This window comes from Oerskovia sp. PE-21s (assembly GCF_056158145.1).
Genome location: NZ_JBUXJM010000002.1, coordinates 549,398 through 575,050, shown reverse-complemented (window position 1 = coordinate 575,050; position 25,653 = coordinate 549,398). Strand labels below are relative to the sequence as shown.

General features: G+C 72.9%; 24 protein-coding genes. 8 read left to right on the top strand and 16 right to left on the bottom strand.

Features of this window, described 5'->3' with window-relative positions; all coding sequences use genetic code 11:
• Nucleotides 1-37 precede the first annotated feature (37 nt).
• From ACZDYF_RS05615 to ileS, 6 genes are all read right to left on the bottom strand, one after another.
• The gene (locus tag ACZDYF_RS05615; RefSeq protein ID WP_191790572.1) at nucleotides 38-670 is read right to left on the bottom strand and encodes a TetR/AcrR family transcriptional regulator; all 633 of its coding nucleotides are present in this window, start codon (nucleotides 668-670) and stop codon (nucleotides 38-40) included.
• A 111-nt stretch (nucleotides 671-781) separates the two neighbouring features.
• Nucleotides 782-1,543, bottom strand: a complete 762-nt coding sequence (gene dhaM / locus ACZDYF_RS05610) for a dihydroxyacetone kinase phosphoryl donor subunit DhaM (RefSeq protein ID WP_475054506.1) — start codon at nucleotides 1,541-1,543, stop codon at nucleotides 782-784.
• 7 nt (nucleotides 1,544-1,550) lie between these two features.
• Nucleotides 1,551-2,195: a dihydroxyacetone kinase subunit DhaL gene (gene dhaL, locus ACZDYF_RS05605; RefSeq protein ID WP_364073739.1), complete on the bottom strand. Its 645-nt coding sequence runs from the start codon at nucleotides 2,193-2,195 to the stop codon at nucleotides 1,551-1,553.
• Between the two features lie 85 nt (nucleotides 2,196-2,280).
• Nucleotides 2,281-3,276 (bottom strand): dihydroxyacetone kinase subunit DhaK, encoded by a 996-nt coding sequence (gene dhaK, locus ACZDYF_RS05600; protein ID WP_191790569.1) that lies wholly within the window; start codon nucleotides 3,274-3,276, stop codon nucleotides 2,281-2,283.
• A gap of 222 nt (nucleotides 3,277-3,498) precedes the next feature.
• A complete protein-coding gene (locus ACZDYF_RS05595) occupies nucleotides 3,499-4,947 on the bottom strand; it encodes a bifunctional folylpolyglutamate synthase/dihydrofolate synthase (protein ID WP_475054501.1) in 1,449 nt (482 codons plus the stop codon).
• Nucleotides 4,944-8,327: an isoleucine--tRNA ligase gene (ileS, locus tag ACZDYF_RS05590; protein ID WP_475054498.1), complete on the bottom strand. Its 3,384-nt coding sequence runs from the start codon at nucleotides 8,325-8,327 to the stop codon at nucleotides 4,944-4,946. The genes ACZDYF_RS05595 and ileS overlap by 4 nt, the downstream gene beginning before the upstream one ends.
• Nucleotides 8,328-8,806: 479 nt before the next feature.
• Between ileS and ACZDYF_RS05585 the strand changes: the two genes are divergently transcribed.
• Nucleotides 8,807-9,643: a DUF2306 domain-containing protein gene (locus ACZDYF_RS05585; protein WP_475054493.1), complete on the top strand. Its 837-nt coding sequence runs from the start codon at nucleotides 8,807-8,809 to the stop codon at nucleotides 9,641-9,643.
• A 56-nt stretch (nucleotides 9,644-9,699) separates the two neighbouring features.
• On the opposite strand, the gene ACZDYF_RS05580 is transcribed toward ACZDYF_RS05585, so the two are convergent.
• From ACZDYF_RS05580 to ACZDYF_RS05570, 3 genes are all read right to left on the bottom strand, one after another.
• Complete coding sequence (locus ACZDYF_RS05580) at nucleotides 9,700-9,951, bottom strand: hypothetical protein (RefSeq protein WP_475054487.1); 252 nt, start codon at nucleotides 9,949-9,951, stop codon at nucleotides 9,700-9,702.
• Between the two features lie 291 nt (nucleotides 9,952-10,242).
• A complete protein-coding gene (locus tag ACZDYF_RS05575; RefSeq protein ID WP_475054485.1) occupies nucleotides 10,243-10,995 on the bottom strand; it encodes an SDR family oxidoreductase in 753 nt (250 codons plus the stop codon).
• Between the two features lie 157 nt (nucleotides 10,996-11,152).
• Nucleotides 11,153-12,814 carry a molybdopterin-dependent oxidoreductase gene (locus ACZDYF_RS05570; protein WP_475054481.1) on the bottom strand — a complete coding sequence of 554 codons (1,662 nt, stop codon included), beginning with the start codon at nucleotides 12,812-12,814 and terminating at the stop codon, nucleotides 11,153-11,155.
• A 248-nt stretch (nucleotides 12,815-13,062) separates the two neighbouring features.
• On the opposite strand from ACZDYF_RS05570, the gene ACZDYF_RS05565 reads away from it, so the two are divergent.
• The 3 genes from ACZDYF_RS05565 to ACZDYF_RS05555 are packed head-to-tail and all read left to right on the top strand — an operon-like array spanning nucleotide 13,063 to nucleotide 16,054.
• Nucleotides 13,063-14,136, top strand: a complete 1,074-nt coding sequence (locus tag ACZDYF_RS05565; RefSeq protein ID WP_475054476.1) for a putative F420-0 ABC transporter substrate-binding protein — start codon at nucleotides 13,063-13,065, stop codon at nucleotides 14,134-14,136.
• A 26-nt stretch (nucleotides 14,137-14,162) separates the two neighbouring features.
• Nucleotides 14,163-15,254: a putative F420-0 ABC transporter permease subunit gene (locus ACZDYF_RS05560; RefSeq protein WP_475054471.1), complete on the top strand. Its 1,092-nt coding sequence runs from the start codon at nucleotides 14,163-14,165 to the stop codon at nucleotides 15,252-15,254.
• Entirely contained in the window at nucleotides 15,251-16,054 is an 804-nt protein-coding gene (locus ACZDYF_RS05555; protein ID WP_475054469.1) for a putative F420-0 ABC transporter ATP-binding protein, read from the top strand. Before ACZDYF_RS05560 ends, ACZDYF_RS05555 begins: the two co-directional genes overlap by 4 nt.
• Nucleotides 16,055-16,162: 108 nt before the next feature.
• On the opposite strand, the gene ACZDYF_RS05550 is transcribed toward ACZDYF_RS05555, so the two are convergent.
• From ACZDYF_RS05550 to ACZDYF_RS05540, 3 genes are all read right to left on the bottom strand, one after another.
• A complete protein-coding gene (locus ACZDYF_RS05550) occupies nucleotides 16,163-16,591 on the bottom strand; it encodes a CoA-binding protein (protein ID WP_475054466.1) in 429 nt (142 codons plus the stop codon).
• An 83-nt stretch (nucleotides 16,592-16,674) separates the two neighbouring features.
• Nucleotides 16,675-17,256 (bottom strand): anthrone oxygenase family protein, encoded by a 582-nt coding sequence (locus tag ACZDYF_RS05545; protein WP_475054462.1) that lies wholly within the window; start codon nucleotides 17,254-17,256, stop codon nucleotides 16,675-16,677.
• Nucleotides 17,256-18,158, bottom strand: coding sequence for an NAD(P)H-binding protein (locus ACZDYF_RS05540; RefSeq protein WP_475054459.1), 903 nt, complete (start codon nucleotides 18,156-18,158; stop codon nucleotides 17,256-17,258). The genes ACZDYF_RS05545 and ACZDYF_RS05540 overlap by 1 nt, the downstream gene beginning before the upstream one ends.
• A gap of 135 nt (nucleotides 18,159-18,293) precedes the next feature.
• On the opposite strand from ACZDYF_RS05540, the gene ACZDYF_RS05535 reads away from it, so the two are divergent.
• The 4 genes from ACZDYF_RS05535 (at nucleotide 18,294) to ACZDYF_RS05520 (ending at nucleotide 21,018) form a co-directional block, all read left to right on the top strand.
• Nucleotides 18,294-19,247, top strand: a complete 954-nt coding sequence (locus ACZDYF_RS05535; protein WP_475054457.1) for an AraC family transcriptional regulator — start codon at nucleotides 18,294-18,296, stop codon at nucleotides 19,245-19,247.
• A 171-nt stretch (nucleotides 19,248-19,418) separates the two neighbouring features.
• Nucleotides 19,419-19,832, top strand: coding sequence for a PNPOx family protein (locus ACZDYF_RS05530; RefSeq protein ID WP_475054455.1), 414 nt, complete (start codon nucleotides 19,419-19,421; stop codon nucleotides 19,830-19,832).
• Nucleotides 19,833-19,905: 73 nt separating this feature from the next.
• Nucleotides 19,906-20,511, top strand: coding sequence for an HhH-GPD-type base excision DNA repair protein (locus ACZDYF_RS05525; RefSeq protein ID WP_475054452.1), 606 nt, complete (start codon nucleotides 19,906-19,908; stop codon nucleotides 20,509-20,511).
• 141 nt (nucleotides 20,512-20,652) lie between these two features.
• A complete protein-coding gene (locus ACZDYF_RS05520) occupies nucleotides 20,653-21,018 on the top strand; it encodes a VOC family protein (protein ID WP_475054448.1) in 366 nt (121 codons plus the stop codon).
• A gap of 42 nt (nucleotides 21,019-21,060) precedes the next feature.
• Here the strand turns inward: ACZDYF_RS05520 and ACZDYF_RS05515 are convergent, their stop codons facing one another.
• The 4 genes from ACZDYF_RS05515 to ACZDYF_RS05500 all read right to left on the bottom strand — a co-directional run bounded on the left by ACZDYF_RS05515 (nucleotide 21,061) and on the right by ACZDYF_RS05500 (nucleotide 25,602).
• Nucleotides 21,061-21,450: a hypothetical protein gene (locus ACZDYF_RS05515; protein ID WP_475054446.1), complete on the bottom strand. Its 390-nt coding sequence runs from the start codon at nucleotides 21,448-21,450 to the stop codon at nucleotides 21,061-21,063.
• Nucleotides 21,451-21,611: 161 nt separating this feature from the next.
• Nucleotides 21,612-22,460 (bottom strand): coenzyme F420-0:L-glutamate ligase, encoded by an 849-nt coding sequence (cofE, locus tag ACZDYF_RS05510; RefSeq protein ID WP_475054621.1) that lies wholly within the window; start codon nucleotides 22,458-22,460, stop codon nucleotides 21,612-21,614.
• 101 nt (nucleotides 22,461-22,561) lie between these two features.
• Nucleotides 22,562-23,560, bottom strand: a complete 999-nt coding sequence (locus ACZDYF_RS05505) for a TIGR03557 family F420-dependent LLM class oxidoreductase (protein WP_138824860.1) — start codon at nucleotides 23,558-23,560, stop codon at nucleotides 22,562-22,564.
• A 113-nt stretch (nucleotides 23,561-23,673) separates the two neighbouring features.
• The gene (locus ACZDYF_RS05500) at nucleotides 23,674-25,602 is read right to left on the bottom strand and encodes a DUF4914 family protein (RefSeq protein WP_475054443.1); all 1,929 of its coding nucleotides are present in this window, start codon (nucleotides 25,600-25,602) and stop codon (nucleotides 23,674-23,676) included.
• Nucleotides 25,603-25,653: the final 51 nt, after the last annotated feature.

Below are 25,653 nucleotides of genomic sequence, written 5' to 3'. Positions count from 1 at the left end.
AAGGAGAGCGAGAGGGGTCGTGCGAGGTGCGCGCGCGTCAGCCCGGAGCGGACCCCGGGCAGACGAGCGCGCGGAGCTGGGCGACGACCGAGCCGAGGTGGTCGACCGGTTCGCCCGTGCGCCCGAGGCGCTCCCACTCGAGGGTCGTGGTGCGCAGGAGGCTCATCACGACCATGGCGAGAAGCTCGGGCTCGGGGACGAACGGGTGGTCGGCACGGCGGCGGTCGAACACGTCGATGAGGCCCGTGCGCAGGTTCTCGATCCACCACATGTGGCGGGCGAGGAGCCGGGGCTCGCGCTCGACGAGCGTGATCGCCCGGTGCACCCGGTCGAGGGACATGACCTGGTGGGCGAGCAGGTCGGTGACGAGCGCCTGGAGGTCGTCCAGCAGGTCCCCCGTGGGGCCGCCCGCGACGAAGGCGGCGACGGCGTCGGGGGACGGGGAGAAGTCCTCGACCCCGAGCACCGCGTCGTCCTTCGACGCGAAGTAGTTGAAGAAGGTCCGTGTCGAGACGCCGATCGAGGTGCAGACGTCCTCGACCGTGACCTCGTCCAGGCCCCGCTCGAGCACGAGGGTCTGGGCGGCGTCGATGAGCGCCTCGCGGCGCTCGCGCTTCTTGCGCTCACGCAGCCCGGTGGGGACCGCGGAGGGCTCGACAAGGTTCTGCACAGCCGAAACGTTACACGTCGTGCAACTTTGCAGGCAATGCAGTATTTGCGTGACGCCGGTCACGGACGGGGCGCTCCTGACCCACGACCGGGCGAGGGACGAACCGGGGCGTCAGACCTCGCCGAAGCCCCCCTCGACCGCGGCGAGGGCCGCGTCCCGGGCCTCGTTCGCCTGCGGACCCTCGGCCGCGATCACGAGCTCCCGTCCGCCGGTCGCACCCAGCTTCATCATCTCGAGCACGCTCGCGGCGTTGACACCGTTGATGGTGACCTTCGCGTCGTAGCCCGCGACGAGCCGGGCGAGGATCGCCGCCGGACGGGCGTGCAGGCCGAGCGGGTTGCGCAGGGTGACCGCCCGCGGGGCGCCCGGCGAGTCGTCCTCGATTCCCGCAGCGCCCGCGAGCTGGTCGGCCGGCCCGGCGGCCGGGACGAACTGCCCCCCGGCTCCGGGCGCGCTCTGTGCGAACGTGCTCCCAGCGGCCTCGGCCGAGGCGAGCACCTCGGCGAGACTGCCTCCGCCGTGCGCCGTCACGGCCGCGGCGACGGCCCCCTCGACGAACGGGGCGTCCGCGAGGACGACCCGACCGTCGAGAGTGTCGTCGAGCTCGATGACCGACTCGATCGTCATGACCGCCGACCCCAGGTCGGCGAGCACCACGACCCCCTCGGTCCCCACGAGGCCTTCACCGACCGCGGTCGCCACCACGTCGTAGCTCGTGCCCAGGCTGCCGTCGTCCGTGCCGCCTGCGGGCAGGAGCAGCACGCCGGGAGCCATCTGGGCCGCGAGCTCGGCGGCTCCCTGTGCGAGACGGGCCGAGTGGGACACGAGCACCAGGGCGATCCGTGCGCGATCGCCGACCTGTGGGGTAGTCATCGGGCAATCATTCACCGGGAGCGGTGGCCGCCGCGACCGCAGCCCGCAGGATCACGACGGTCGACGTCGCACCCGGGTCCTGGTGCCCGATGCTGCGTTCGCCCAGGTAGCTCGCGCGCCCCTTGGTCGCGAGCAGGGGGACCGTCGCGAGAGCCCCCGCCTCGGCTGCGGCGAGCGCCGCCTCGAGGACGCCGACGGGATCCGCTCCGGAGTCCGCGGCGGCGACCGCGGCGTCGACCGCGGGCTGCCAGGCGTCGACCATGGTCTTCTCCCCGGGCGCGGCCTTGCCGCGCGCCGTGATGCCCTCGAGCGCCCCCTCGAGCAGGGCGACGACGGCCGAGGAGTCGAGCTCCGCCAGCCCCGTGACCTTGGCCGCGCGCAGGAAGGCGGTGCCGTAGAGCGGCCCCGACGCGCCGCCGACCGAGGACATGAGCGTCGTCGCCACGAGCTTGAGCACGTCACCGATCTGCGCCGGCTCGGCCTCCAGCCCGTCGAGCTTGGCGACGACCGCCTGGAACCCCCGGTTCAGGTTCTCGCCGTGGTCGCCGTCGCCGATCTGACGGTCCAGCTCGGTGAGCTCGTCCCGCGCCGACACGATCATCGTCGCAGCGTCCCTCATCCAGCGCACAGCCCACGCAACGTCCAGCGTCATCAATCGCCCTTTCCCTACTGGCCCGGGGCGGTTCGCGAGAATCGCCCCGGGGCGCCGTCCCCCGGCTCTCGGGGGTCGGCCGGAGTCACCACCGCAGAGCGGCGGTGTGCACGGGCGCGTCCCAGAGCGCGGTCAGCTCGTCGTCCAGCCGGAGCACGGTGACCGAGGCCCCCTGCATCTCCAGCGAGGTGACGTAGTTGCCCACGAGCGAGCGGGTGACCGCCACGCCGCGCGCCTCGAGCAGCCTCCTCGCCTGACGATAGACGACGTAGAGCTCGGACTGGGGCGTACCACCCATACCGTTAACGAACAGCAACACTCGCTCGCCGCCCTCGAGCCGCAGGTCCTCCGCCACGGCGTCGACGAGCATGCCCGTGATCTCGTCCGCGGAGGCCAGAGGGATGCGGTGTCTGCCCGGTTCACCGTGGATCCCGATCCCGATCTCGATCTCGTCGTCACCGAGGTCGAAGCTGGGCTTGCCCACGTGCGGCACGGTGCAGGCGCTCAGCGCGACCCCCATGGACCGGACGTTCGCGACGACCCGGCCGGCGATCTCGGTGACCTTGCCCAGGTCGTCACCGCGGTCCGCGGCGGCCCCGGCGATCTTCTCGACCGCGACGGTCCCGGCCACCCCGCGCCGCCCGGCCGTGTAGAGCGAGTCCTCGACGGCGACGTCGTCGTTGACGAGGATGCTCGCTGCCTGCGTTCCCTCGGCCTCGACGAGCTCGAGCGCGGTCTCGAAGTTGAGCACGTCGCCCGTGTAGTTCTTGACGATCGCGAGCACGCCCGCCCCCGAGTCCGCCCCCAGGATCGCGGGCACGATCTGGTCCGGCGTGGGCGAGGTGAACACCGCGCCGGGCACGGCGGCGTCGAGCATCCCGGCGCCCACGAAGCCCGCGTGCAGGGGTTCGTGCCCTGCGCCGCCCCCGCTGACGAGGCCGACCTTGCCGGGCACCGCACCACCCGCGCGCGAGACGTACAGCGGCGCGCGGTGGACCTCGACCAGGTCGGCGTGAGCCAGCTCGAACCCGTCGAGCGACTCCGTGACCGCGTCCTGCGGGTCGTTGAGCAGCTTCTTCATGGCGCATCCCTTCGTCGGACTGCTGCGGCACCGGGCGGCCGCGTGCACTGCTCGCGCACCGGTGACGCGTGCCCCCGGTGCCCGTCCCCCCATCAAACACCTCCGCGCGGCGCCCGGCACGCAGGGCGGGGCGTCCCGTGGTCCCGGGTGCCTCCGGTCTCCCGACGACGCAGGGCGCCCCTCGCTCGAGGGGCGCCCTGCGCGGTGGTCGTGCAGAAGACCTCAGCCGCGCCCGAGCAGGATCCGCACGTCGGCCGCGGTGATCACGGACCCGGTCACGAGGACCCCTGTCCCGACGCCCACGCCGACCGAGTCGTCGCGCTCGGCCAGGTCGACCGCGATCGCGAGCGCCTCGTCGAGGCGCTCCGCGGTGTGGACGCGGTCCTCGCCGAAGACGTCGATCGCGATCTCGGCGAGGTCGGTCGGGTCGGCCGACCGTTCGGCCGAGTTGCGCGTGACGACGATCTCGGCGAGGACGGGCTCGAGCACCGAGAGGATCTGCTCGGAGTCCTTGTCCCCCATGATCGCGACGACCCCGATGAGGCGCTCGAACTCGAACGCCTCGTCGACGGCCGCGACGAGCGCCTCGGCCCCTGCAGGGTTGTGGGCCGCGTCGACGATCACGGTCGGGCTCGACCGCAGGACCTCGAGCCGACCGGGCGACGACACGTCGCCGAACGCGGCCTCGACAACCCCTCCGTCGAGCGCACGGCCGCCCGAGAGCAGCGCCTCGGTCGCGGACAGCGCGAGCAGGGCGTTGTGCGCCTGGTGCTCGCCGATCATGGGCATGAAGATCTGTGTGTACAGACCCGCCGGGGTGCGCAGGTCGACGACCTGTCCCCCGACCGCCGGTGTCCGTCCCGCGACCGCGATGTCCTGCCCCTCGCGCAGGACGCGGGCGTCCTTGGCGGCGGCCCTCTCGATCACGATGGCCTCGGCCACGTCGCTCTGCTCGGCGAGCACGACGACCGCGCCCTCCTTGACGATCCCGGCCTTCTCGGTCGCGATCTCCTCGATCGTGTGGCCGAGCCAGCGCGTGTGGTCGATCGAGATGGGGGTCACGATCGCGACGTCGCCGTCCACGACGTTGGTCGAGTCCCAGCTGCCGCCCATGCCCACCTCGACGATCGCGACGTCCACGGGGGCGTCGGCGAACGCGGCGAAGGCCATGACCGTGAGTACCTCGAAGAAGCTCAGCCGCGGCCCGCCAGCCTCCTGCGACTCCCGGTCGACCACGCCGACGTAGGGCGCGACGTCCTCCCAGATCTCGACGAAGCGCGCGGGGCTCACGGGCTCGCCGTCGATCGCGATGCGCTCGGTGACCGACGTCAGGTGCGGGCTCGTGAAGCGACCGGTCCGCAGGCCGTGCTCGCGCACGAGCCGCTCGACCATGCGCGAGGTCGAGGTCTTGCCGTTGGTCCCCGTGATGTGGACGGTCCGGTACGCCTTCTGGGGGTCGCCCAGGAGCTCGAGGACCCGCTGCACGCGGTCGAGCGTCGGGTCGATGTCGTGCTCGGGGGCCCGGTCCATGATGTGCGCGTACACCGTGGCCAGGTCCTCGAGCGCGGCGGTCTCCTCGGCGGTGCGCTGGTGTGCGGCGCCGCCCGGGCGCCGGGCGTCCTTGTCGCCGGGGCGCTCGCCGGCACCCCGGCCCACGCGGAGGCCGCTCATGCCTGCGCCCCGTCGGTCTGGTCGGACGACGCGGTGGGCGACGCCTTGGCGACGAGCACGCTGCGCTCGTCGGTCGGCGACAGGTCGATCGTGACGCTCACGGCGAGGGTCTCGCCCGCGATGAGCTCGCGGTGGTCCTCGACCGCGCCCTGCCAGGGCCCCGGCACCGAGAGCGACAGGTCGATCCGGTCGGAGACCTCGAGGCCGGCGGCCTTGCGGGCGTCCTGGACCTCGCGCACGATGTCGCGTGCGTACCCCTCGGCCAGGAGCGCGTCGTTCAGCTCGAGGTCGAGGACCACGAACCCGCCCGTGGGCAGCACGGCCGCCGCGATCGACGGCGCCGCCGGGTCGACCTCGTCGTGGCCCTGCTCGGCGAGCACGACGGTCGTCAGCTCGTACTCCGAGCCGAGCAGCGGCACGTCGCCGTCGGGCGTATCTACGACGACGAAGCCGTCGTCGCCCACGCGCCACGAACCCGCCTTGGCGGCCTTGATGACCGCCTGGACACCGCGGCCCAGGCGCGGTCCGGCGGCCCGCGCGTTGACCGTGAGCTTCTGCGAGACGCCGAACTCGTCGGCCGCGCCCGACTCCAGGTCGAGGAAGCGCACCGTCTTGACGTTGAGCTCGCGAGCCAGGAGGTCGGCGTAGGGCGTGAGCGCGGCAGGGTCCTCGGTCACGACGGTCAGCGTGCTCAGCGGCTGACGCACGCGCAGCGAGTGCGCCTTGCGCAGCCCGAGCGAGAGGGACGCCACCGAGCGGACCAGGTCCATCGAGGCGACGAGCGCGTCGTCGGCGACCAGGACGCCCGCGAGCGAGTCGGCGGGGGTCTCGGCCGTCTCCTGCGCCGTGACGCTCGGCCAGTCGGTCAGGTGCACGCTGCGCCCGCCCGTGAGCCCGCGCCAGACCTCCTCGGAGAGCAGGGGCGCGAGCGGCGCCATGACGCGCGTGAGGACCTCGAGGGCCGTCCACAGCGTGTCGAACGCGTCCGCGTCCTCGTCCCAGAAGCGGTCGCGCTGCGTGCGGACGTACCAGTTCGTCAGCACGTCGAGGTGCTCACGGACGCTCTCGCACGCGCCCGCGATGTCGTAGGCGTCGAGCTGGGTCGTCACGGCGTCGACCAGGTCGTGCGTGCGGGCCAGCAGGTAGCGGTCGAGGGCCGGGAGGTCCGCGACGCGCTCCGGTGCCACGCGCTGCGCGGTGTATCCCGCGCCGCCGTTCGCGTTGTTCGAGTAGAGCGTGAAGAAGTAGTACGTGCTCCACAGCGGCAGCAGCACCTGGCGCACCGAGTCGCGGATGCCCTCCTCGGTCACGATGAGGTTCCCGCCGCGCAGGATGGGCGAGCTCATGAGGAACCAGCGCATCGCGTCGGAGCCGTCCCGGTCCAGGACCTCGGAGACGTCCGGGTAGTTGCGCAGCGACTTGCTCATCTTGCGCCCGTCCGAGCCGAGCACGATCCCGTGCGAGACGGCCGAACGGAACGCCGGGCGGTCGAACAGGGCCGTGGCCAGGACGTGCAGCGTGTAGAACCAGCCGCGGGTCTGGCCGATGTACTCGACGATGAAGTCGCCCGGGTAGTGGTGCTCGAACCAGTCCGCGTTCTCGAACGGGTAGTGCACCTGCGCGAACGGCATGGAGCCCGAGTCGAACCACACGTCCAGGACGTCGGGGATGCGGCGCATGACGGACTTCCCGGTCGGGTCGTCCGGGTTGGGGCGCGTCAGGTCGTCGATGAACGGGCGGTGCAGGTCCGTGACGGGCACGCCGAAGTCGGCCTCGAGCTCGGCGAGCGAGCCGTAGACGTCGATGCGCGGGTAGTTCGCGTCGTCCGAGACCCACACGGGGATGGGCGTGCCCCAGTAGCGGTTGCGCGAGATGGACCAGTCGCGAGCACCCGCGAGCCACTTGCCGAACTGGCCGTCACGGATGTGCTCGGGCGTCCAGGTGATGTCCTGGTTGAGCTCGACCATGCGGTCGCGGAACTCGGTCACGCGCACGAACCAGCTCGAGACCGCCTTGTAGATCAGGGGGTTCCGGCAGCGCCAGCAGTGCGGGTAGGAGTGCTGGTAGGTCTCGTGGCGCAGCACGACGGCACGCGAGGCGACCGCGACGCGTGCGAGCGGGCCCGTGCCCTCCTTGAGGTCCTTGATGACCTTGGGGTTGGCGTCGAAGACCTGCTCGCCCGCGTAGTCCGGGACCGCGTTGGTGAAGCGCCCCCGGGCGTCGACGGGCACGACGGGCACGATGCCCGCGGCGTCGCACACGGCCATGTCGTCCTCACCGAAGGCCGGAGCCAGGTGGACCACACCGGTGCCGTCCTCGGTCGTCACGAAGTCGGCCACGAGAACCTGGTGCGCGTTCGGCCAGCCCTCGGCCGAACGGTCCGTGAAGTAGTCGAAGGCCGGCGTGTAGCGCAGCCCGGCGAGGTCGGCGCCCTTGACGGTCGCCAGGACCTCGGCGTCCTCCCCGAGCTCCTTGGTGTAGGCGCCCAGCCGGGCGGCCGCGAGCACGACCGTGTCACCGGCCACGGCCGAGCTGGCACCGGCGCGCACCACGACGTAGTCGACGTCCGGCCCGACGGCGACCGCCAGGTTCGAGGGCAGCGTCCAGGGGGTCGTGGTCCACACGAGGACGAGGGCACCGGCTGCGGCTGCGGCGACGCCGTCCGTGACGTCGGCGGAGAGCCGGAACCCGACCGTGAGCGCCGGGTCCTGGCGCGACTGGTACACGTCGTCGTCCATGCGCAGCTCGTGGTTCGACAGCGGCGTCTCGTCGCGCCAGCAGTACGGCAGCACGCGGTAGCCCTCGTACGCGAGCCCCTTGTCGTACAGGCGCTTGAACGCCCAGATCACCGACTCCATGAAGGTGATGTCGAGCGTCTTGTAGTCGTTCGCGAAGTCGACCCAGCGCGCCTGGCGCGTCACGTACTCCTTCCACTCGTCCGTGTACTTGAGCACGGACTCGCGGCAGGCCTCGTTGAACGCGGCGATGCCCATGGCCTCGATCTGGGACTTGTCGGTGATGCCCAGCACGCGCTCGGCCTCGAGCTCGGCCGGCAGGCCGTGCGTGTCCCAGCCGAACCTGCGCTCGACGCGCTTGCCGCGCATCGTCATGTAGCGCGGCACGACGTCCTTGGCGTATCCGGTCAGGAGGTGGCCGTAGTGCGGCAGGCCGTTCGCGAACGGCGGGCCGTCGTAGAAGACGAACTCGTTGTCGCCGTCCTGGCCCGCCTCACGGTGCTCGATCGACGCTCGGAACGTGTCGTCCTTGGACCAGTACGACAGCACGCCACGCTCGAGCGCGGGCAGGTGGGGGCTGGCGGGGATCTGGTGGCCCTGACCGTCAGGGGCGGTGTCGTCGGTGCGGTGCAGAGGGTAGGCCATGGCTCAGTGGCTCCATCGTGAGTGGCAGGCGGTGGTCCGGGACGTGCTCGTGCGAGGACGACCACCCCTCCCTGGTTCCCGAGGGAGAAGGCGAGCCGCGGTACCACCCCGCTTGCCGTCGTCGGGCGCTGTGGGCACCCGAGCGGCGACCGCTCGACACGGCTGTGACGGGCCTACCCGTCCGGTTCTACTGGGGTCCCGCGCCGCGGGACCTGTTCTTCCGGAGGCTCACCGGTGATGGCCGGGTCGACGCCTGTGGCCCCATGATAACGCGCCGCCCCCCGCGAGCGCGCCGAGGCCGATGCTGGACCGGGGTACCGGACCGGTCGCGCACGAGCCGGGGGCGGGCCACCAGGTTTCCGGGGGGCCTCCCCCCTGTCGCCGAGGTCGCGCAGGACGGGACGCTGGAGACGAAGGGCGACGGCTCGCCCGTCCACCTGGCCCCCTGCCCCGCACCCCGACCCGAGAACGAGGCGACGATGCCCACTCCCTCCGAGGCGACGGCCTCGCCCGGCGCCACCACCGTGCCCGGCCGCACGAGCACCTCCCGTCCCGACCGCCCCTCGGGGCCGGCCGGCCACGCTCGACCGGCCGACCCCGAGCGACCGACCGGACGCACCCGTCGCTTCCGGCCGGGCCTCGTCTGGGTCGTGCTCAGCTCGATCGCCATGGCCGCGATCCTCCTCACCTCCTACACGGGCGCGACGCTCGACGAGCTCGCCCAGGACGACACCGGCCTCGCCTCGACGTTCGCGAACCGCTCGCCGGCGATCCAGCTCGCGTTCTACCTGCACATCGCGTTCGCCGGGCTCGCGCTGCTGGTGGGACCGCTGCAGTTCGTCTCCCGCTGGCGCCGCCGTGCCCCGCGCGTGCACCGCGTGCTGGGCAGGGTGTACCTGGTCGGGGTCGGGGTGGGCGCGCTCACGGGCTTCGTCATCTCGACCGCGAGCTCGGTCGCCTTCCTCGGGTTCTTCGGGTTCGGGACGCTCGCGGTCCTGTGGGCGTGGACGGGCTGGAAGGCGTACCGCGCGATCCGTGCGGGGCGCGTCGCCGAGCACCAGGCGTGGATGATCCGCTGCTTCGCCCTGACCTACGCGGCCGTGACGCTGCGCCTGTGGGTCGGGGTCCTCGTGGCCGTCCAGACGCCGTTCGCCGGCCCTGACGCCGACCCGGGAACACTGTTCGAGACCGCGTACGCCCCCGTCGCGTTCCTGTGCTGGCTGCCGAACGTCGTGATCGCGGAGTGGCTGATCGCCCGTCGGAACCTGCCCGGGCTGCGCATGACCTCACCCGTCGCGGTGCGCGCCGCGACATGAGCCCGCGCCGCGAGGGCCCGGGGCGACGCGAGACACCGCGGGGAGAGGCCGCCGCGTCAGCGCCCGGTCGCCGACCGACCGAGCGGGGCCTCGCCGCGCCGCGACCGATAGGTGTCGATGTCGCGTGCGACGAGCCACTCGATGGTGAGCGCGCTGCCCGGGCCGGGCTGCGCCGTCGGGCCGGGGGACGTCGACGGCGCGCCGCCGTGTGCGGCCGCGGCGAACCACGGGTCGTGGGCGACCAGGTGGCCGAGGGGGTCGACGTCCCCGGTCACGGCGAACGGGTGGGAGATCAGAGCGAGGTTCATGGGAGGTCCTGGAGTCGAGGCGGGTGCTCACGAGGGCAGACCGACCAGTACCGGAGAACTGATCGGTGACCATCACGCCCTCTCTTCAGAGGGAGGGGCGTGGCACTGCTCGCTGACACCAGGTCGCGCGCTGCTGGAGCGTCAGCGAGCCCTCAACAACAGCTCGACGCACGGACCGCCCACGGGCGCACCGGGAGCACGCAGGTGCTCAGGGGGTGCGCGGCAGGGATCACGGGCGTCATCATGCCAGGCCGTGCCCACGCCGACAAGCGCGTCCCAGCCTGGGCGGGATCACCTGTCGGTGCGGGTCACGAGCGGGCCGCGAGCCAGCAGCGTCGTCGACGACTGCGCGACGGGACGCAGCACGAGCGTGTCGATCGCGACGTGCTGGGGCCGGGTCACGGCGAACGTCACGACGTCGGCCACGTCGTCGGCGGTCAGCGGCGCCTCGACGCCGTCGTAGACCGCGTCGGCCCGGGCCTGGTCGCCGTCGAACCGGGTCAGGGAGAACCCCTCGGTGCGGACCATGCCGGGCGCGACCTCCAGGACCCGGACGGGCTCGCCGTTGAGCTCGAGCCGCAGGGTCTCGGCGACCGCGGCCTGGGCGTGCTTGGTCGCGACGTAGCCGGACCCGCCGCTGTACGCGTCGTGCCCCGCGGTCGACGTCAGCACGAGGACCGTGCCGAAGCCCGCGCGACGGATCGCGGGCAGGAACGCCTTGGTCACGCGCACGGTGCCCAGCACGTTCGTCTCGAACATCGCCCGCCAGCGGTCCAGGTCGCTCGCGTCGATCGGGTCCGTGCCGCTCGCGAAGCCCGCGATGTTGAGCACCGCGTGGACCGGGCCGCGGGCCTCGGCCTCGCGCACGAGGTGCGCGACGTCGTCGTCGCTCGTGACGTCCCCGACCACGGGGTGCGCGCCCGTCTCGACCGCGAGGGCGTCGAGCAGGGCCGCGCGCCGCGCGAACGCGACGACGTCCCATCCCTGCGCACGCAGGCGGCGCACGGCCGCCGCACCGATACCCGACGAGGCACCGGTGACCACGGCGCGCCTCTGCGCGGGTGCGTCAGCAGCGGCGGACGAGGTTGTCGAAGAGGTGGGCACGGGCGCGGTCGGCGAGGTCGTCACGCCCCTACCTTGCCACGCCCGACGGCGCGGCCGGCGCCGACCCTGCGGCCTCTCGCATGCTGGACGGCCACGCTCAGGCCACGGTCACGCCGATCGAGTAAAGGCCGCTCGACCCGTCGGGCGCGGGCGGGGCCTTGACGGACGTCTGGACGGCCCCGTCCGCGTCGGTCGCCCGCACCGCGAGGTCGTGGCGGCCCTTCTCGGGCGCCGCCCACCTCCAGGACCACTGCCGCCACGTGTCGGCCGAGACCGTCTCGGCGAGGTCAGCCTGCTCCCACTCCCCGTCGTCGACCCGCACCTCGACGCCCGCGATCCCGGTGTGCTGCGACCAGGCGACTCCCGCGACGACCACGTCCCCGTCGGCCCCCGGGGAGACCGACGCACCGGAGCGCGGCACGTCGATGCGGGACGACATCTTGATCGGTCCCCGCTGCGACCAGCCGCGCGTCGACCAGTACGCGACGTCGTCGGCGAAGCGTGTGACCTTGAGCTCGACGACCCACTTGGTCGCCGACACGTACCCGTAGAGGCCCGGCACGACCATGCGCACGGGGAAGCCGTGGGCGAGCGGCAGCGGCTCGCCGTTCATGCCGACCGCGAGCAGCGACTCCCGGCCCGGGTCCGTCAGCACGTCGAGCGGCGTGCTCGCCGTCCAGCCGTCCGCGCTGCGCGAGAGGACCATGTCGGCGTCGGCGTGCGGCCGGGCGCGAGCGAGCAGGTCGCGCACCGGGTGGCCGAGCCACACCGCGTTGCCGACGAGGTCCCCGCCCACCTGGTTGGACACGCACGTCAGGGTCGTGGCGTGCTCCACGAGGGGTAGCGCGAGCAGCTCGTCGAACGAGATCTCGACCTCCTCCTCGACGAGCCCGACGACGCGCAGCCGCCAGTCGTCGGGGTTCACCTCGGGCACGCGCAGGGCCGTGTCGATGCGGTAGAACTCGTCGTTGGGCGTCAGGTAGGGCGTGAGGCCGGGCACGTCGAGGCTCGCACCCGCGGGGACGACGACGGCCGGGCCGACCGGCGCCGGGAGGCGGATCGCGTCCCGCACCGCGGTCAGGGCGCGCGACCCCGCGGACAGCACGCGCGAGGCGCCACCGACCACGAGCGCGGTCACCGTGGTCAGGCCCGCGAAGACCAGGAAGGACCGGCGGTCGAGCGCCTCGCGCCGGCGCGCCGCGCTCAGCGGGGTCTCGGGCGCGGCCGGACCCGTCGGAGCCACGACCGGGCTGAGGGCCGAGCCTCGCCACGCCCGCAGCCGCGACGCTCCCGTCCGCAGGAGCATGATGCCGACCCCGACCCCCACCACGGTCGGCAGCGCCCACAGGGGTGTCGCGTCGGGTCGCGTGACGGCGGCCAGGACGCCCACGGCGCCGACCACCACGAGCAGGGCCGTCCCCCACGGCGGCCGCCGCGTCTCGAGGATCCCCGCCGCGAGCGCCGCGACCGCGAGCACGAGCACGATCCCGAGGAGCAGCACGGTCTTGTCCGCGGTCCCGAACGTCTCGACCGCGAAGTCCTTGAGCCACGGCGGTACCCGGTCGACGACCCCGGCCCCCACGACGAGCACGGGGCTCGACCCCGAACCCACGACGAGCGCGACGAGCTCGGCCACGGCGAAAGCCCCGAGCGCCGAGACGATCCCCAGCAGCGGCGCCCACAGGCGCGTCGGGTCGGTGCGCCCCCGGGACGCGCGTCCGGACGTGCCGGGAGAGGCGGGCTCCGCCGTCGGGCTCATGTGCCCACTGTAGGACCGCACGGCGCCTGCGCGTGGAGCACCGAGCGCTTCGCCGACCGCTGAACCGTCGCACCACGCGCCCGCCGACCTACTAGGCTGGGACACGGATCGCGAGCCGCGCTTGGCTCGCCGCAGCGGCCCGTGCTTGGACCGCGGATCCTCGTCGCGGATTGTGGCGCCCTACCCTCTCGCATCTCGCCGCGCCGCCGTGCCCCGCACCGGCAGGCGACCTCCCGACCTGGAGTGCCGTGCCCACGCTGCGCCCTGTCCGACCGTCCGTCCGTCCCGCCCGCCGCGCGCCGAGCGCCGGCCCGACGGCGGCGCTCGTCCTCGCCTCCTCGCTCGCCCTCGCAGGGTGCGCGGGCGGCCAGACCCTCGCGTCCGGCGAGCCGAGCGCGGCGCCCTCCGGGACCGCGGAGGCCTCGGCCACGACCTATCCGCTGACGCTCGACAACTGCGGGTTCGACGTCACGTTCGACGCCGCCCCGCGCAAGGTCGTGACGATCAAGTCGAGCACGACCGAGATGATGCTCGCGCTCGGGCTGGGCGACCGGCTCGTGGGGACCGCGTTCCCCGACGGGCCCGTCGCCGAGCAGTGGGCCGACGCCGCGGCGGACCTCCCGGTCGTCGCGACGCCGCTCACCGACAAGGTCCCGGGCGCAGAGGCCGTGCTGACGCTCGCGCCGGACCTCGTGTACGCAGGATGGGAGTCGAACCTCACCGCCGAGGGCGCGGGCGACCGCACGACCCTCCAGCAGCTCGGCGTCCAGACCTACGTCTCCCCCTCGGCCTGCAAGGCCGAGGCGTACAAGCCCGACCCCCTGACGTTCGACGACGTGTTCGCCGAGATCACCGAGGCGGGAGAGATCTTCGACGTCGCCGGGACGGCGCAGGACCTCGTCGCGGCCCAGCGCGCCGAGCTCGACGCCGTGCAGGCGGACGACCGCGGGCTCACGGCCCTGTGGTACTCCTCGGGCTCGGACATCCCCTACGTCGGGGCCGGGATCGGCGCCCCGCAGATGATCATGGACGCCGTCGGGCTCGAGAACATCGCCGCCTCGGTCCAGGACACCTGGACGCCGTTCTCGTTCGAGGAGATCATCGCGGCCGACCCCGACGTGATCGTGCTCGTCGACTCGGCCTGGAACACGGCGCAGTCGAAGATCGACGCGCTCAAGACCAACCCCGCGACCGCCAACCTCACGGCCGTGCAGGGCGACCGCTTCCTGACCGTGCCGTTCCCCGCGACCGAGGCGGGCGTGCGCAACGTCGACGCCGTCAAGGACCTCGGCGCACAGCTCGCGGCGATCACGGTCCCCTGAGGAGTCCCGAACCAGTGAGAAGCCTCGTGCCCACGACAAGCGCCGACCCGTCGGGAGCGCGCGCCATTGTGCACCGCTCTGCGCGCCGCACTCCAAGGCTCCGGCGAGCCATCCCGTGGTGGCTCGCCGGGGCGTCGGTCGCGCTCGTCGTGAGCATCGTGGTCGCCGTGACGATCGGCCCCGCCTACCTCACGTGGGGCGACGTGTGGCGCTCGGTCGCGACGCACGTCGGGCTCGGCGGGCTGCTCGGTCTCGAACCGCTCCCGCTGCTCCAGGACGGCATGGTGTGGCAGCTGCGCCTGCCGCGCGTCCTGACCGCAGCGGCCGTGGGAGCCGGTCTCGCGATCTGCGGCGGCGTCATGCAGTCGCTCACGCGCAACCCGCTCGCCGACCCGTACCTGCTGGGACTCTCGTCGGGCGCGTCGCTCGGCGCGGTCCTCGTCCTGGTCCTCGGCGTGAGCATCCTGCTGCCCGTCGCGGCGTTCGGCGGTGCGGTCCTGGCCCTGGTCGCTGCCCTCGCGCTCGCGGGCTCGCTCGGGGCCATCACCCCGACCCGCACCGTCCTCGCCGGCCTCGCAGTGAGCCAGCTCGCGGCCGCGGCGACGTCGTTCGTCATCTTCTGGTCCGCGACCGGCGACTCCTACCGCGAGATCCTGTCGTGGCTCATGGGCTCGGTCGCGGGCGCCACGTGGACGTCCGTGGCGATCGCGGGCGGGGCCGTGCTGGTCCTCGGGACGCTGCTCGCCTCGACCGGGTCGGTGCTCGACGCGTTCACGTTCGGCGACACCGCGGCCGCGGGCCTCGGCATCGCGGTGAACCGGACGCGCTGGCTGCTGCTCGTGGGGGTCGCGCTGCTCACGGGAGCCCTCGTGTCGGTGTCCGGGGCGATCGGGTTCGTCGGGCTGATCCTGCCGCACGCCGTCCGGCTGCTCACCGGGGCTCGCCACCGCGTCCTGCTGCCCCTCGCGGCGTTGCTCGGCGGCTCGTTCCTCGTGTGGGCGGACACGCTCGCCCGCACGATCTTCGCCCCGCGCGAGCTGCCCGTGGGCATCCTGACGGCCGCGATCGGCGCGCCCGTCTTCGCGGTCATCCTGTGGCGAGGGAGGCGGGCGCTGTGACCCCTGGGGTTCCGGGCGCGGACGGCGCTCGTGGGCTGGACGCCTCGCGCGTCTCCTGGTCGGCCGGGTCGCGGCTCATCCTCGACGGGGTCGACGTGACCGCCCCGCCGGGGGCCGTGAGCGGGCTGCTGGGGCCGAACGGGTCCGGGAAGTCGACGCTGCTGCGCGCGATCGCGGCCACGCAGGTCCCCGACGCGGGCGAGGTCCGTTTCGACGGCGAGGACCTCCTGGGCATGCCGCGCCGACGCCGGGCTCGCCGGCTCGCACTCGTCGAGCAGGACGCGTCGACCGACCTGCCGATCTCGGTGCTCGACGCCGTGCTGCTCGGCCGCATCCCCCACCGCTCGCTCCTCGCGGGCGACACCGAGGCCGACCGGGCGGTGGCGCGCGAGGCACTGGTCCGCGCGGGCGTCGGCGACCTCGCCGACCGGTCGCTCGCGACGCTGTCCGGAGGCGAGCGTCAGCGCGTGCACATGGCCCGCGCGCTCGCCCAGGACCCGGCGCTTCTGCTGCTCGACGAACCCACCAACCATCTCGACATCGCGGCGCAGCTCGCGGCCATGACGGTGCTGCGCAAGCTCGCGGCGGACGGCGTCACGGTCCTGGCGGCGCTGCACGACCTCAACCTCGCGGCCGCCACGTGCGACCACGTGGTGGTGCTCGCGGAGGGGCGTGTCGTCGCGGCGGGCGGCGTGCGGGACGTGCTGGTACCTGCGGTGATCGAGCCGGTGTACGGCGTCCGCTGCGACGTCCTGACCCACCCGCGCACGGGCCGCCCGGTCCTGGTCTTCGGCGACTGACCCTGCCCGTTCCACCGGCGGTGCCCCCCGGGGGCCCCGGGGGGCCGAGAACGGGGTTGAGGTCGTTCTCGTACTCAGAACGACCTCAACCCCGTTCTCGGCACCCTGCTAGCGCCCGGCGGGGCCCAGGCGTGGCCACTCGATCGCGGGGCAGCGGTCCATGACCATGTCCAGGCCGGCCTCGCGCACGCGGTCGAGAGCGTCCTCGTCGACCACCCCGAGCTGGAACCAGACGGCCTGGGCGCCGACCTGCACGGCCTGGTCCGCCACGTCGCCCGCGAGGTCGGAGCGCACGAACACGTCCACGACGTCGACCGGGAACGGGATGTCGGCGAGCGAGGCGTACCCCTGCTCACCGTGCACCGTCTCGGCCGCCGGGTGGACGGGCACGACCCGCTTGCCCTGACGCTGGAGCAGCTGCGCCACCCCGTACGCGGCGCGGGCCGAGTTGTTCGACAGGCCCACCACGGCCCAGGTCTCGGTGTCCGCGAGGACCTTGCGGATCGTGGCGTCGTCGCCCCAGCTCTGTTCGCTCATACCGGGGCAAACCTCGGCACGGGAACGGCTATTCCTGCTCGTCCCCCGGCGCGCCTGGAACGGGACCGGCCCGACGGCGCCGCTCACCCCACGAGGTGCGTCACCAGTCCCAGGGTCAGGAGCAGCGCGGCCGCCGCGCACGCACCCGTCCGCACGTGGTTCCAGGCGACCCAGCGCCCGAGGAACACCTGCCAGACCTGGTCGCGCTCCGCCGTCGGGCTCGCGGGACGCACCGCCACCCGACCTGACCCTCCACCGGAGGGTGAGGCTTCGCCCGGCCGTGGACCCGAGGTCGAGGCCGCTGCGTCGGCGGCCTCGAGGCGGTCGTTGAGCGGGACGTTCACGGCAGCGGTCACGCCGATCCCGCCCACGAGGTAGACCACGGCACCCGCGAGGACGAGGGGCATGCCTGCGTCCCCCAGTCGGGTCGCGGCGACGACGCCCAGCACAGCCACGAGCCCGGTCGTGGCGAGGAGGAGCGCACCGAAGGGCACCTTGGTCGCGTGCCGGTTGATCGAGGCCATCGCGGCCGCTCCCACTTCCGGAGCGACCGACCGCAGGCCCGCCATGACGAAGGTCGAGAACGCGAAGAGCACTCCCCCGACCAGCGCGCAGCCGACGGCCGCGACGACCACGGCCCACCCGAGGGCGCCGAGCGCGTCCATCAGTGCACCCCGGGCAGCGGGGCCGAGGCGTCGGTCTGCACCCACGCCGCGGCCTCGCGCCGCGCGAACTCGGTGAAGTCCCGCGGCTCGCGCCCCAGGACCTCGTGGACCCCGTGGGCCAGAGAGGCGTTGCGCCCGTCCAGGATCTCGGTGAAGAGGTAGCCCATGAGGTCGACGATGTCGGCCGGGAGGCCCGCAGCGGTCAGACCACCCGCGAACTCGTCACCGGTGACGGTCTGCAGCCGGACGTCACGCCCGCTCACCGCCCCGATCTCTGCGAGCGCCGCACCGAAGGTCAGCAGGCGTGGCCCGGTGAGCTCGTAGGTTCGCCCCTCGTGCCCTTCCTGGGTGAGCGCGGCGACGGCGACCTCGGCGACGTCCTCCAGGTCGACGAACGGCTCGACGGCGTCGGAGACGGGCAGCAGGGCGACGCCGTCGAGCACGGGGTCCAGCAGGAAGCCTTCGTTGAAGTTCTGGTCGAACCAGGCGCAGCGCAGGACGGTGCCGGACGGGAAGGCGTCGGCGACGAGCTGTTCGGCACGCTCCGCCTCAGGTTCGCCGCGCCCCGAGAGGAGCACGAGTCGGCGCACGCCCTGGCTGCGCGCGACGCGGGCGAACTCCGCGACGGTCTCGGGGATGCCGGGGGCGGCGAGGTCGGGGGCGACGGCCACGTAGACGGCGTCGGCTCCGGCGACTGCCGGCGCCCAGGTCGTGGGGTCGTCCCAGTCGTGGCGGATCTCTGTGCTGCGCGAGAGGGGACGGACGGGGATCCCCGCGGCGGCCAGGCGGGCTGCGACACGGCGGCCCGTCTTTCCCGTCGCCCCGACGACGGCGACGAGGGGCTGGACGCCGTCGGCGGTCGGTCCGGCGAGGGAGGCTGTGGGGTGCTCGTGCGCGGTCATGGCGGTCTCCTGTGATCGATGGTCCGTGCTGTGGTTCGAGTCAACCGGCTCCGCGCGAGACGTTCCATGGTTGAAAGGATCGACGCCATGTCCGTTCGTCTTCCCTCGCGCGGCCAGGGCGCGTACGGTCGACGCATGGACGCTGTCGCCGGACTTCTCGACGGCCCCCGCGTGCGCGGTGCCTTCCTGCTGCGCTCGCTCCTGGCTCCGCCGTGGTCGATGCGGATCGAGGACGAGGCCCCGCTCACGCTCGTCCCCGTGGTGCGCGGCCATGCGTGGATCGGGGTGGACGCCGGCCCCGGAACCAACGAGCCTCGGCTCGAGGCCCATCTCGGCGCGGGCGACGTCGCGCTCGTGCGCGGACCACGCCACTACACGGTCGCCGACTCCCCCGGGACGCCCCCGCAGATCGTGAGCGACGCCGTCGGCATCTGCCGGCCGGTCGACGGCGGGGCCTCCCCCCTGACCGGGCTCGGCGTCCGGACGTGGGGCAACCACCCCGACGGGCCGACCATCCTGCTGACCGGCACCTACCCTCTCGAGGGCGAGGTGGGGGGCCGGCTCCTGAGCGTGCTGCCCGCGCTGGTCGTGCTGCGCAGCGGGGAACTCGACGCCGACCTCGTCGCGCTGCTCGCCCGAGAGATGGCACACGACCGGCCCGGTCAAGAAGCCGTGCTCGACCGGCTGCTCGACGTCTTGCTCATCGGAGCACTGCGCGCCTGGCTCGACCGCGGCGAGGCGCCCGGTTGGTACCGCGCGGACGCCGACCCCGTGGTGGGGCACGCGCTACGGCTCATGCACCACGACCCGGCCCGGCCGTGGACCGTCGAGGCGCTCGCACGGACCGTCGGGCTGTCGCGGGCCGCGTTCTCGCGCCGCTTCACCGAGCTCGTGGGCGAGCCGCCCATGGGTTATCTGACCGGGTGGCGGCTGACCCTCGCGGCCGACCTGCTGCTGGAACCTGGCGCGACCGTCGGTTCGGTGGCCCGGCAGGTGGGCTACGGGACGCCGTTCGCACTGAGCGCCGCGTTCACGCGGGTACGCGGCCTGAGCCCGACGGCGCACCGGGACCGAGCGGGTGCGGCCTGACCTGGACGCCGGACGACTCCTCGGCGCCGAGCAAGCGGTTGGCGTCGTGATACGGGTCCAGGCCGACGACATCCGCATGCTCGTGGGACGACAGCCGCATGGTCGGCACGGCAACGCGCCCGCCGACGCATGCGGTGGCCGCGACGCGCAGGCGCGCGCACCATGGCTGACATGCCCATCCCGCACGTGATCGCCCGGAGCAACCGGCGGTTCCTCAACCCGTTCGTGCTGCGCGTCTCGTCGCGCGTGCCACCGTTCGCGACCGTCCACCACCACGGACGGCGCAGCGGGCGCACCTTCGCGACGCCCGTCATGGCGTTCCGCGAACCGCCCTCGACCGACGCCCCGCGCGAGGTCCGCGTGATCATCGCGCTCACCTACGGAACGGACGTCGACTGGCTCAAGAACGTCGAGGCCGTCGGGCTGTTCGGGCTCACGCGAGGTGGGCGCGGCTACGTCGTCGACGACCTACGACGGTTGCACGGGGACGACGGGCTGCGGCTCGTGCCCGCCGTGATCCGCCTCGCGCTGCGGGGGCTGCGGGTCGACGAGTTCCTCGACGGGCGGGTGGGGCCGCCGCGCTGAGGGCTCTCCCGGGTCGCCCCGGGCACCCCAGACCTCCCCGGCACCCGCTCCGCACGGCTGCCATGATGGGGACATGGCACACGACCTGTGGTTCACCGGCGACCCGGAAGCCGACACGCTGCTGTCCACCGACCCGTTCGCGCTGCTCGTCGGCATGCTCCTGGACCAGCAGGTCACCATGGAGTCGGCGTTCGCCGGGCCGCTCAAGATCTCCCAGCGCATGGGCGGGTTCGACGTGCACCGCATCGCGACGGCCGAGCCCGAGGGGTTCGCCGCGATGGCGGCCACTCCCCCGGCGATCCACCGCTACCCGGGTTCCATGGCGGGCCGTGTGCAGGCCGTGGCGCAGGTCGTCGACGAGCAGTACGACGGCGACGTCACGCGGATCTGGACCGACCCGGCTCCCGACGGCGGCGCCCCCGACGGCCCCCTCGTCCTCAAGCGGCTCAAAGCGCTGCCGGGATTCGGCGAGCAGAAGGCGAAGATCTTCCTCGCGCTCCTCGGCAAGCAGTACGGCGTCCAGCCCGCGGGGTGGCGCGAGGCGGCAGGCGTGTACGGCGAGGACGGCGCGCGACGCTCGATCGCCGACGTCGTCGACCAGCACTCGCTCGACCAGGTGCGCGAGACGAAGAAGGCGGCCAAGGCTGCGGCGAAGGCGGAGCGGGCCGCCAAGGGCTGAGCCCTCCCGTCGCTGAGGTCTCCGCCCCCGCCCGACGGCGTCGCTCCCCCGCTCCGGCGGGTGCCTGCCGCGCTCCACGGACGTAACGTGGAGACGTCGGGCGTGCGTCCGTGCGCCCGCTCTCCCTCCCGAGGAGTTCTCATGGCTCACGGCGACATCACGCACATCGACATCCCTGTCGGCGACACCGAGGCGGCCCGCACGTTCTACAGCGGACTGTTCGGCTGGGACATCGCCGAGGTCCCCGGATTCGAGGGGTACCCCATGTGGCGGGCCCCCAACCAGATCAGCGGTGGCGGGCTCGCGCCGCGCGAGGAGGGGTTCACCACCCCGCGCAGCTACGTCGAGGTCGACTCGATCGACGACACGCTCGCCCAGGTCGGCGCTCTCGGCGGCAAGGTGCTCATGGCCAGGACGCAGATCAGCCCGACGAGCTGGTGGGCCGTCTTCGAGGACCTCGACGGGAACCAGCTCGGCCTCTACGAAGGCGTCACGACCACGGACTGACGCCTGTGCGACGGCCTGCGCCCGGTCGCCCGACGCGCCTCGTCAAGCGGGACCGAAGACCACTCGACCGTCGCGGTCCTCGGCGCGTCGCGGTCGCAGACGTGCGGGCGCCGGCCACGGCAGCTCGTACCGCACGACGTGCGCGTCGATCGCCCCGAAGTCGTCGGTCTGGACGACCACGCGCTCCGGGGTGACCTCGACGAGGCGGACACGCAGTGGTTCGCGCGCCTCGTCCTCGAGCATCCACACGTCCGCGAGCCAGGACAGTCCCGTGCTGTCGAGCGCCTCCTCGGCGTCGAGCCAGTCGACCGGGTCGGTGAGGTCGTGACCCAGGAGCGAGACGGCGACCCAGGCGTCACCCTCGGGCCGGATCCAGCCGACGTGCTCACGGTCGTCGGGTCGGCGGTGCGGGATCCAGTCGCTGGGGAGCATCCAGGAACGATAGCGACGGCCGCCTCTCGGCGCCCAGCGAATTGACGTCGGTGGAACCCGGCACGGGCCCAACCTTCCCGCGCTCGAACACGTCCTTCCGGTCGTCAACCGCCCCAGAACGACCTCAACCCCGTTCTCGGCACCCGCCGGCGCACCCGACGTCAGCCCTGCGCAGGGGTGCCCGTGCCCTCGCGGAACCCCTCGGCGAACCCGTCGCGGTACCCGTCGGCGTACCCCGCCTCGCGGGCGACCGGCTCGATCGCCTCACGGCCGGCCCGCTCAGCCGCCACGCCCCGCGCGTACGCCTCCGCGGATCCTTCCCGGAACATGTCGGTCTCCGAGGCCCGCACGAGCACTCGCGCCCCAGGCCCGTCCTCGTCGGTCACGAATCGTCCGAGCCCCCGCACCACGGCCACGGGTCGCCCTGCAGCCTTGCCGCGCACGAGCTCGGACGCCGCCGCGATCTGGTCGGCGACGGCCGTCACCGTCACGGACAGCTCGCGTCCGTGCGAGTCGACCCCGCCACGCAGGTCGTCGAGCGCGACCACCCCGGCGACGCCGATCGCGAGGTCAGTGAGGCCTTCGCGCCACGCGCGTCCGGCCGTGTCGGACACGACGACCCCGACACGCACCCCGAAACGTTCCGTGAGCGCCGCCCGCAGCGCGCGGGCCGAGGCGTCGGGGTCGACGGGCAGCAGCAGCACCGTGCCCTCGGGCGTGTTGGACGCGTCGACGCCCGCAGCGGCCATGACGAGTCCGAGCCGGTTCTCGACGATGCGCAGCACGCCCCCGGGGTAGGGCCGCGTCGCGACGACGCGCACGGTCTCGTCGGTGATGGCCTGCTCGCGGTCGGCGGCCGCGACGACGCGTCCTTCGGCCTTGGACACGACCTTGCTCGTCACGACCACGACGTCCCCGTCGCGCAGCCCGCCCTCGCGATCGAGGCCGTCCCCCACGATGCGCGCGAGGTCGTCCCCGGGCGAGATCTCCCCGATGCCCGACGGCGCCACGACCGTGAAGCGGGTCTCGTCACCCTCGGCGCCCCGCGCCCCGGGCGACGCGGCCGGACCGGGGTGAGCGGCGCCGTCGGGCGGGGGGACGGGAGAGGACGTCACCGGACGAGCTTCGGCAGGACGTCGCGCGAGAACGTGTCGATCCACTCGCGCTGGTTGCGGCCCACGTTGTGCAGGTAGATGCGGTCGAAGCCGAGGTCGACGAACTTCTGGATGTAGGCGCGGTGCACGTCGGGGTCGGACGAGATGACCAGGCGGCCCTCGAAGTCCTCGGGGCGCACGAGCTTGGCCATCTGCTCGAAGTCGAAGGGCGAACGGATGTCGGCCTTGGGGAACTTCATGCCGCCGTTGGGCCACTCCGTCATGGCGTTCGTGAGGGCCTCCTCGTCGGTCTCGGCCCACGACATGTGGAGCTGGAGGACCTTGGGCATGGTCTGCGGGTCGCGGCCGGACTCGCGGACGCCGTCGTCGAACTTGCCGAAGAGCATCGAGATCTTCTCGAGCGGCGCGCCCACCGTGATGAGGCCGTCGGCGTGCTTTCCCGCACGCTTCGCGGTGACCGGGCCTGCCGTGGCGACGAGGATCTCGGGGGCGACCTCGGGCATGGTCCACAGGCGCGTGGACTCGTGCTTGTAGAACTGCCCCGAGTGCTTGGTGTCCTTGCCCGCGAGCGACGCGGCGAAGAGCTTCTTGATGATGTCGATGGCCTCGAACATGCGGTTGATGCGCTCGGGGGCCTCGGGCCAGTACTGGGCCGTGACGTGCTCGTTGAGGGCTTCGCCCGAGCCCAGGCCCAGCCAGTGGCGTCCCGGGTACATCGCGGCGAGCGTCGCCGAGGCCTGCGCGACCATCGCGGGGTGCCAGCGGAACGTGGGTGCCGTGACGCCCGGTCCCAGGTCGCCGCGCGTGCGCTCGCCGAGGGCCGACAGGACGTTCCACACGAACGCCGAGTGCCCCTGCGCGGGGACCCAGGGCTGGAAGTGGTCCGCGGCCATGACACCCGAGAAGCCCTTGCTCTCGGCGTACTCGGAGAGGGCGATGACCTCGGTCGGGTGGAACTGCTCGAGCATGGCGGCGTAGCCGATCGTCAAGTCCATGGATCGACCTTAGTACGGGCGCCCCGCGCCCGAGCGCCGGTATCTGATACTTGCCGCAGGACGGCCGCCCGGTCGTGCGGACCGGGCGGCCGTCCTGCCTCAGCGGGCCTCCGTCACGTGAACAGCGGGGTCAGCGCGGCGTACTCCTCGACCGAGCCGTCGCGCAGGCAGACCTCGATGATCTGTCGACCCAACGGGTCCAGGTCGTCGGTGAGGAACTGCTCGAGCTCGCTCTTGAAGAAGTCCGTGATGATCTTCGCGCCCGTGTCGTAGGCCTCGACGCCCACCTGCGACTGCATCTCGGGCTTGAGGAAGGTCGGCCGGACGAGCTGCCCGTCGATCTTCATCTCCTGGAGCGTGTAGCCGAACAGGGGGCAGCGCGAGGGGGTCAGCTCCTCTGCCCGCAGCTTGCCGCCGCCGCGCCGCGCGAGGTACTCGCGGGTGAGCCACTCGGCCGCGAAGTCGACCTTGTACGCGCCGATGTGCTGGTTGGGCGTGAGCACGTAGCGCGTGCGGTCGTTGTCGACGAGCTGGCGCAGCAGGAGGTTCGCGGCCGCGACCTTGGTGCCGGTCGAGAAGGGCCAGTACGACCCGACCCCCTCGGCGACCATGCCACCGTGGGCGAGCTTGTCGGTCGCGGTCTTGGACTCGCCGATCGAGGGGTTCTTGTCCCCGCGCGGGGCGATGAGCCGCCAGATCCACGCGAGCGACGGCGGCACGATGTGCATCATGCCCATGATCCCGTAGGTGGGGTTGTCGCGGGTGCAGGCCGGCATCCGGGCGCCGAAGGTGCGCACGTCGACCTCTTCGGCGCCCGTGACGTCGGTCAGGAGGTGACGGGGCACGACCACGCGCGGGTTGGGGCAGCGCTTGCCCGTCGAGTCGAGCGTGTGCTCCCATGGCAGCACGGTCGCGTCGGGGACGCCGTCGATGTTGAAGAAGACGAGGGGCTGGTCGGGGTGGATGCAGGCGCGCTCGAGGTGCGTGTCCTGGCCGTAGCCCGTGAGGTTGTCGACGCGCACGAACCACCCGTCCTCTGCGTCGGCGACCACGAGGCGCCCGTCGCCGGTCTGCAGGTCGACGTGGCACAGCGTCATGTCGTCGGTCACGGGGTCCAGGGCGCTGGTCTCGCCGAGGTTGATGACGTAGGGCTCGTCGGTCACGACGTTGGTGCCGAGCAGGATGCGGCCGTCCTCCTGACGTCGGATCTCCTGGCACATCTCGGACTTGCCGCCCCCCGAGGCTCCCTCGTGCATGATCACGGTCTCGTTCTCGTAGGGCGTCGTGACGCGGACCGAGGACGCGTGCGCGGTGACCCAGCCCTCCTGCTCGCCGACGTCGAGCAGGACGGAGAAGACGCCCTTCTTGGCGCTCGGGCCCGGGTAGAGGTTGTACGCGAAGACCTCGTGCAGCGTCTCGGAGCGGTCGTGGACCACGACCTGACGGCCGTCGAAGTGCGTGTGGCGGAAGGGCGGCGCGACGTAGAGGATCGAGCGCGGCTCGAAGGGGCCGATCTCGTCGAACGTGACCCAGCCCTGCAGGTCCACGAGGGTGAGCGCGAAGAACGCGGAGTTGACGGGGCAGATCGCGAGCGAGGGGTAGCCGTGCGTGAGGCCGCCTGCCTTGAAGGGCACGACGACGAGGTCCTGCCCCGCGAGCCAGTCGAGCGTCTCGGCCTTGACCGCGTCGAACTCGGCGCCGAACACGTCCCGGTAGCGCGGCTTGTCGGTCGGCAGGTCGTCGGCGATGCGCATGCAGTCGGGGTCGCGCCGACGCATGTAGTCCTCGGGGTAGTTCACGGCGATGCCGTTCTTGCACCGCACCACCTCGGCCTCGGGCACCGGCGTGCCGCGCACGTCGTACTCGACGGTGAACCGCGGACCGCCCTCGGGGCCGAGCGCGAGCCGGTAGAGCTCCTCGCGGGAGCCGGGGACGATGACGTTCGCGCACGCATCCAGGGCGGCCTGGACAGCGGGGGGAAGGACCGTGCCGGCGGGGATGCTTCCGGTTCCATGCACGGCCACGCTGTCGATCAATGTCATTGCAACTCCTGGGTCGGACCTCGAACGAAAGGCGTCGAGACGATGGGGCGC

Coding starts and splice junctions, on each gene's coding strand:
- dhaM (WP_475054506.1), bottom strand. CDS start 1,543: ATGACTACCCCACAGGTCGGCGATCGCGCACGGATCGCCCTGGTGCTC.
- dhaL (WP_364073739.1), bottom strand. CDS start 2,195: ATGACGCTGGACGTTGCGTGGGCTGTGCGCTGGATGAGGGACGCTGCG.
- dhaK (WP_191790569.1), bottom strand. CDS start 3,276: ATGAAGAAGCTGCTCAACGACCCGCAGGACGCGGTCACGGAGTCGCTC.
- ACZDYF_RS05595 (WP_475054501.1), bottom strand. CDS start 4,947: ATGAGCGGCCTCCGCGTGGGCCGGGGTGCCGGCGAGCGCCCCGGCGAC.
- ileS (WP_475054498.1), bottom strand. CDS start 8,327: ATGGCCTACCCTCTGCACCGCACCGACGACACCGCCCCTGACGGTCAG.
- ACZDYF_RS05585 (WP_475054493.1), top strand. CDS start 8,807: ATGCCCACTCCCTCCGAGGCGACGGCCTCGCCCGGCGCCACCACCGTG.
- ACZDYF_RS05580 (WP_475054487.1), bottom strand. CDS start 9,951: ATGAACCTCGCTCTGATCTCCCACCCGTTCGCCGTGACCGGGGACGTC.
- ACZDYF_RS05570 (WP_475054481.1), bottom strand. CDS start 12,814: ATGAGCCCGACGGCGGAGCCCGCCTCTCCCGGCACGTCCGGACGCGCG.
- ACZDYF_RS05550 (WP_475054466.1), bottom strand. CDS start 16,591: ATGAGCGAACAGAGCTGGGGCGACGACGCCACGATCCGCAAGGTCCTC.
- ACZDYF_RS05545 (WP_475054462.1), bottom strand. CDS start 17,256: ATGGACGCGCTCGGCGCCCTCGGGTGGGCCGTGGTCGTCGCGGCCGTC.
- ACZDYF_RS05540 (WP_475054459.1), bottom strand. CDS start 18,158: ATGACCGCGCACGAGCACCCCACAGCCTCCCTCGCCGGACCGACCGCC.
- ACZDYF_RS05535 (WP_475054457.1), top strand. CDS start 18,294: ATGGACGCTGTCGCCGGACTTCTCGACGGCCCCCGCGTGCGCGGTGCC.
- ACZDYF_RS05530 (WP_475054455.1), top strand. CDS start 19,419: ATGCCCATCCCGCACGTGATCGCCCGGAGCAACCGGCGGTTCCTCAAC.
- ACZDYF_RS05525 (WP_475054452.1), top strand. CDS start 19,906: ATGGCACACGACCTGTGGTTCACCGGCGACCCGGAAGCCGACACGCTG.
- ACZDYF_RS05520 (WP_475054448.1), top strand. CDS start 20,653: ATGGCTCACGGCGACATCACGCACATCGACATCCCTGTCGGCGACACC.
- ACZDYF_RS05515 (WP_475054446.1), bottom strand. CDS start 21,450: ATGCTCCCCAGCGACTGGATCCCGCACCGCCGACCCGACGACCGTGAG.
- ACZDYF_RS05505 (WP_138824860.1), bottom strand. CDS start 23,560: ATGGACTTGACGATCGGCTACGCCGCCATGCTCGAGCAGTTCCACCCG.
- ACZDYF_RS05500 (WP_475054443.1), bottom strand. CDS start 25,602: ATGACATTGATCGACAGCGTGGCCGTGCATGGAACCGGAAGCATCCCC.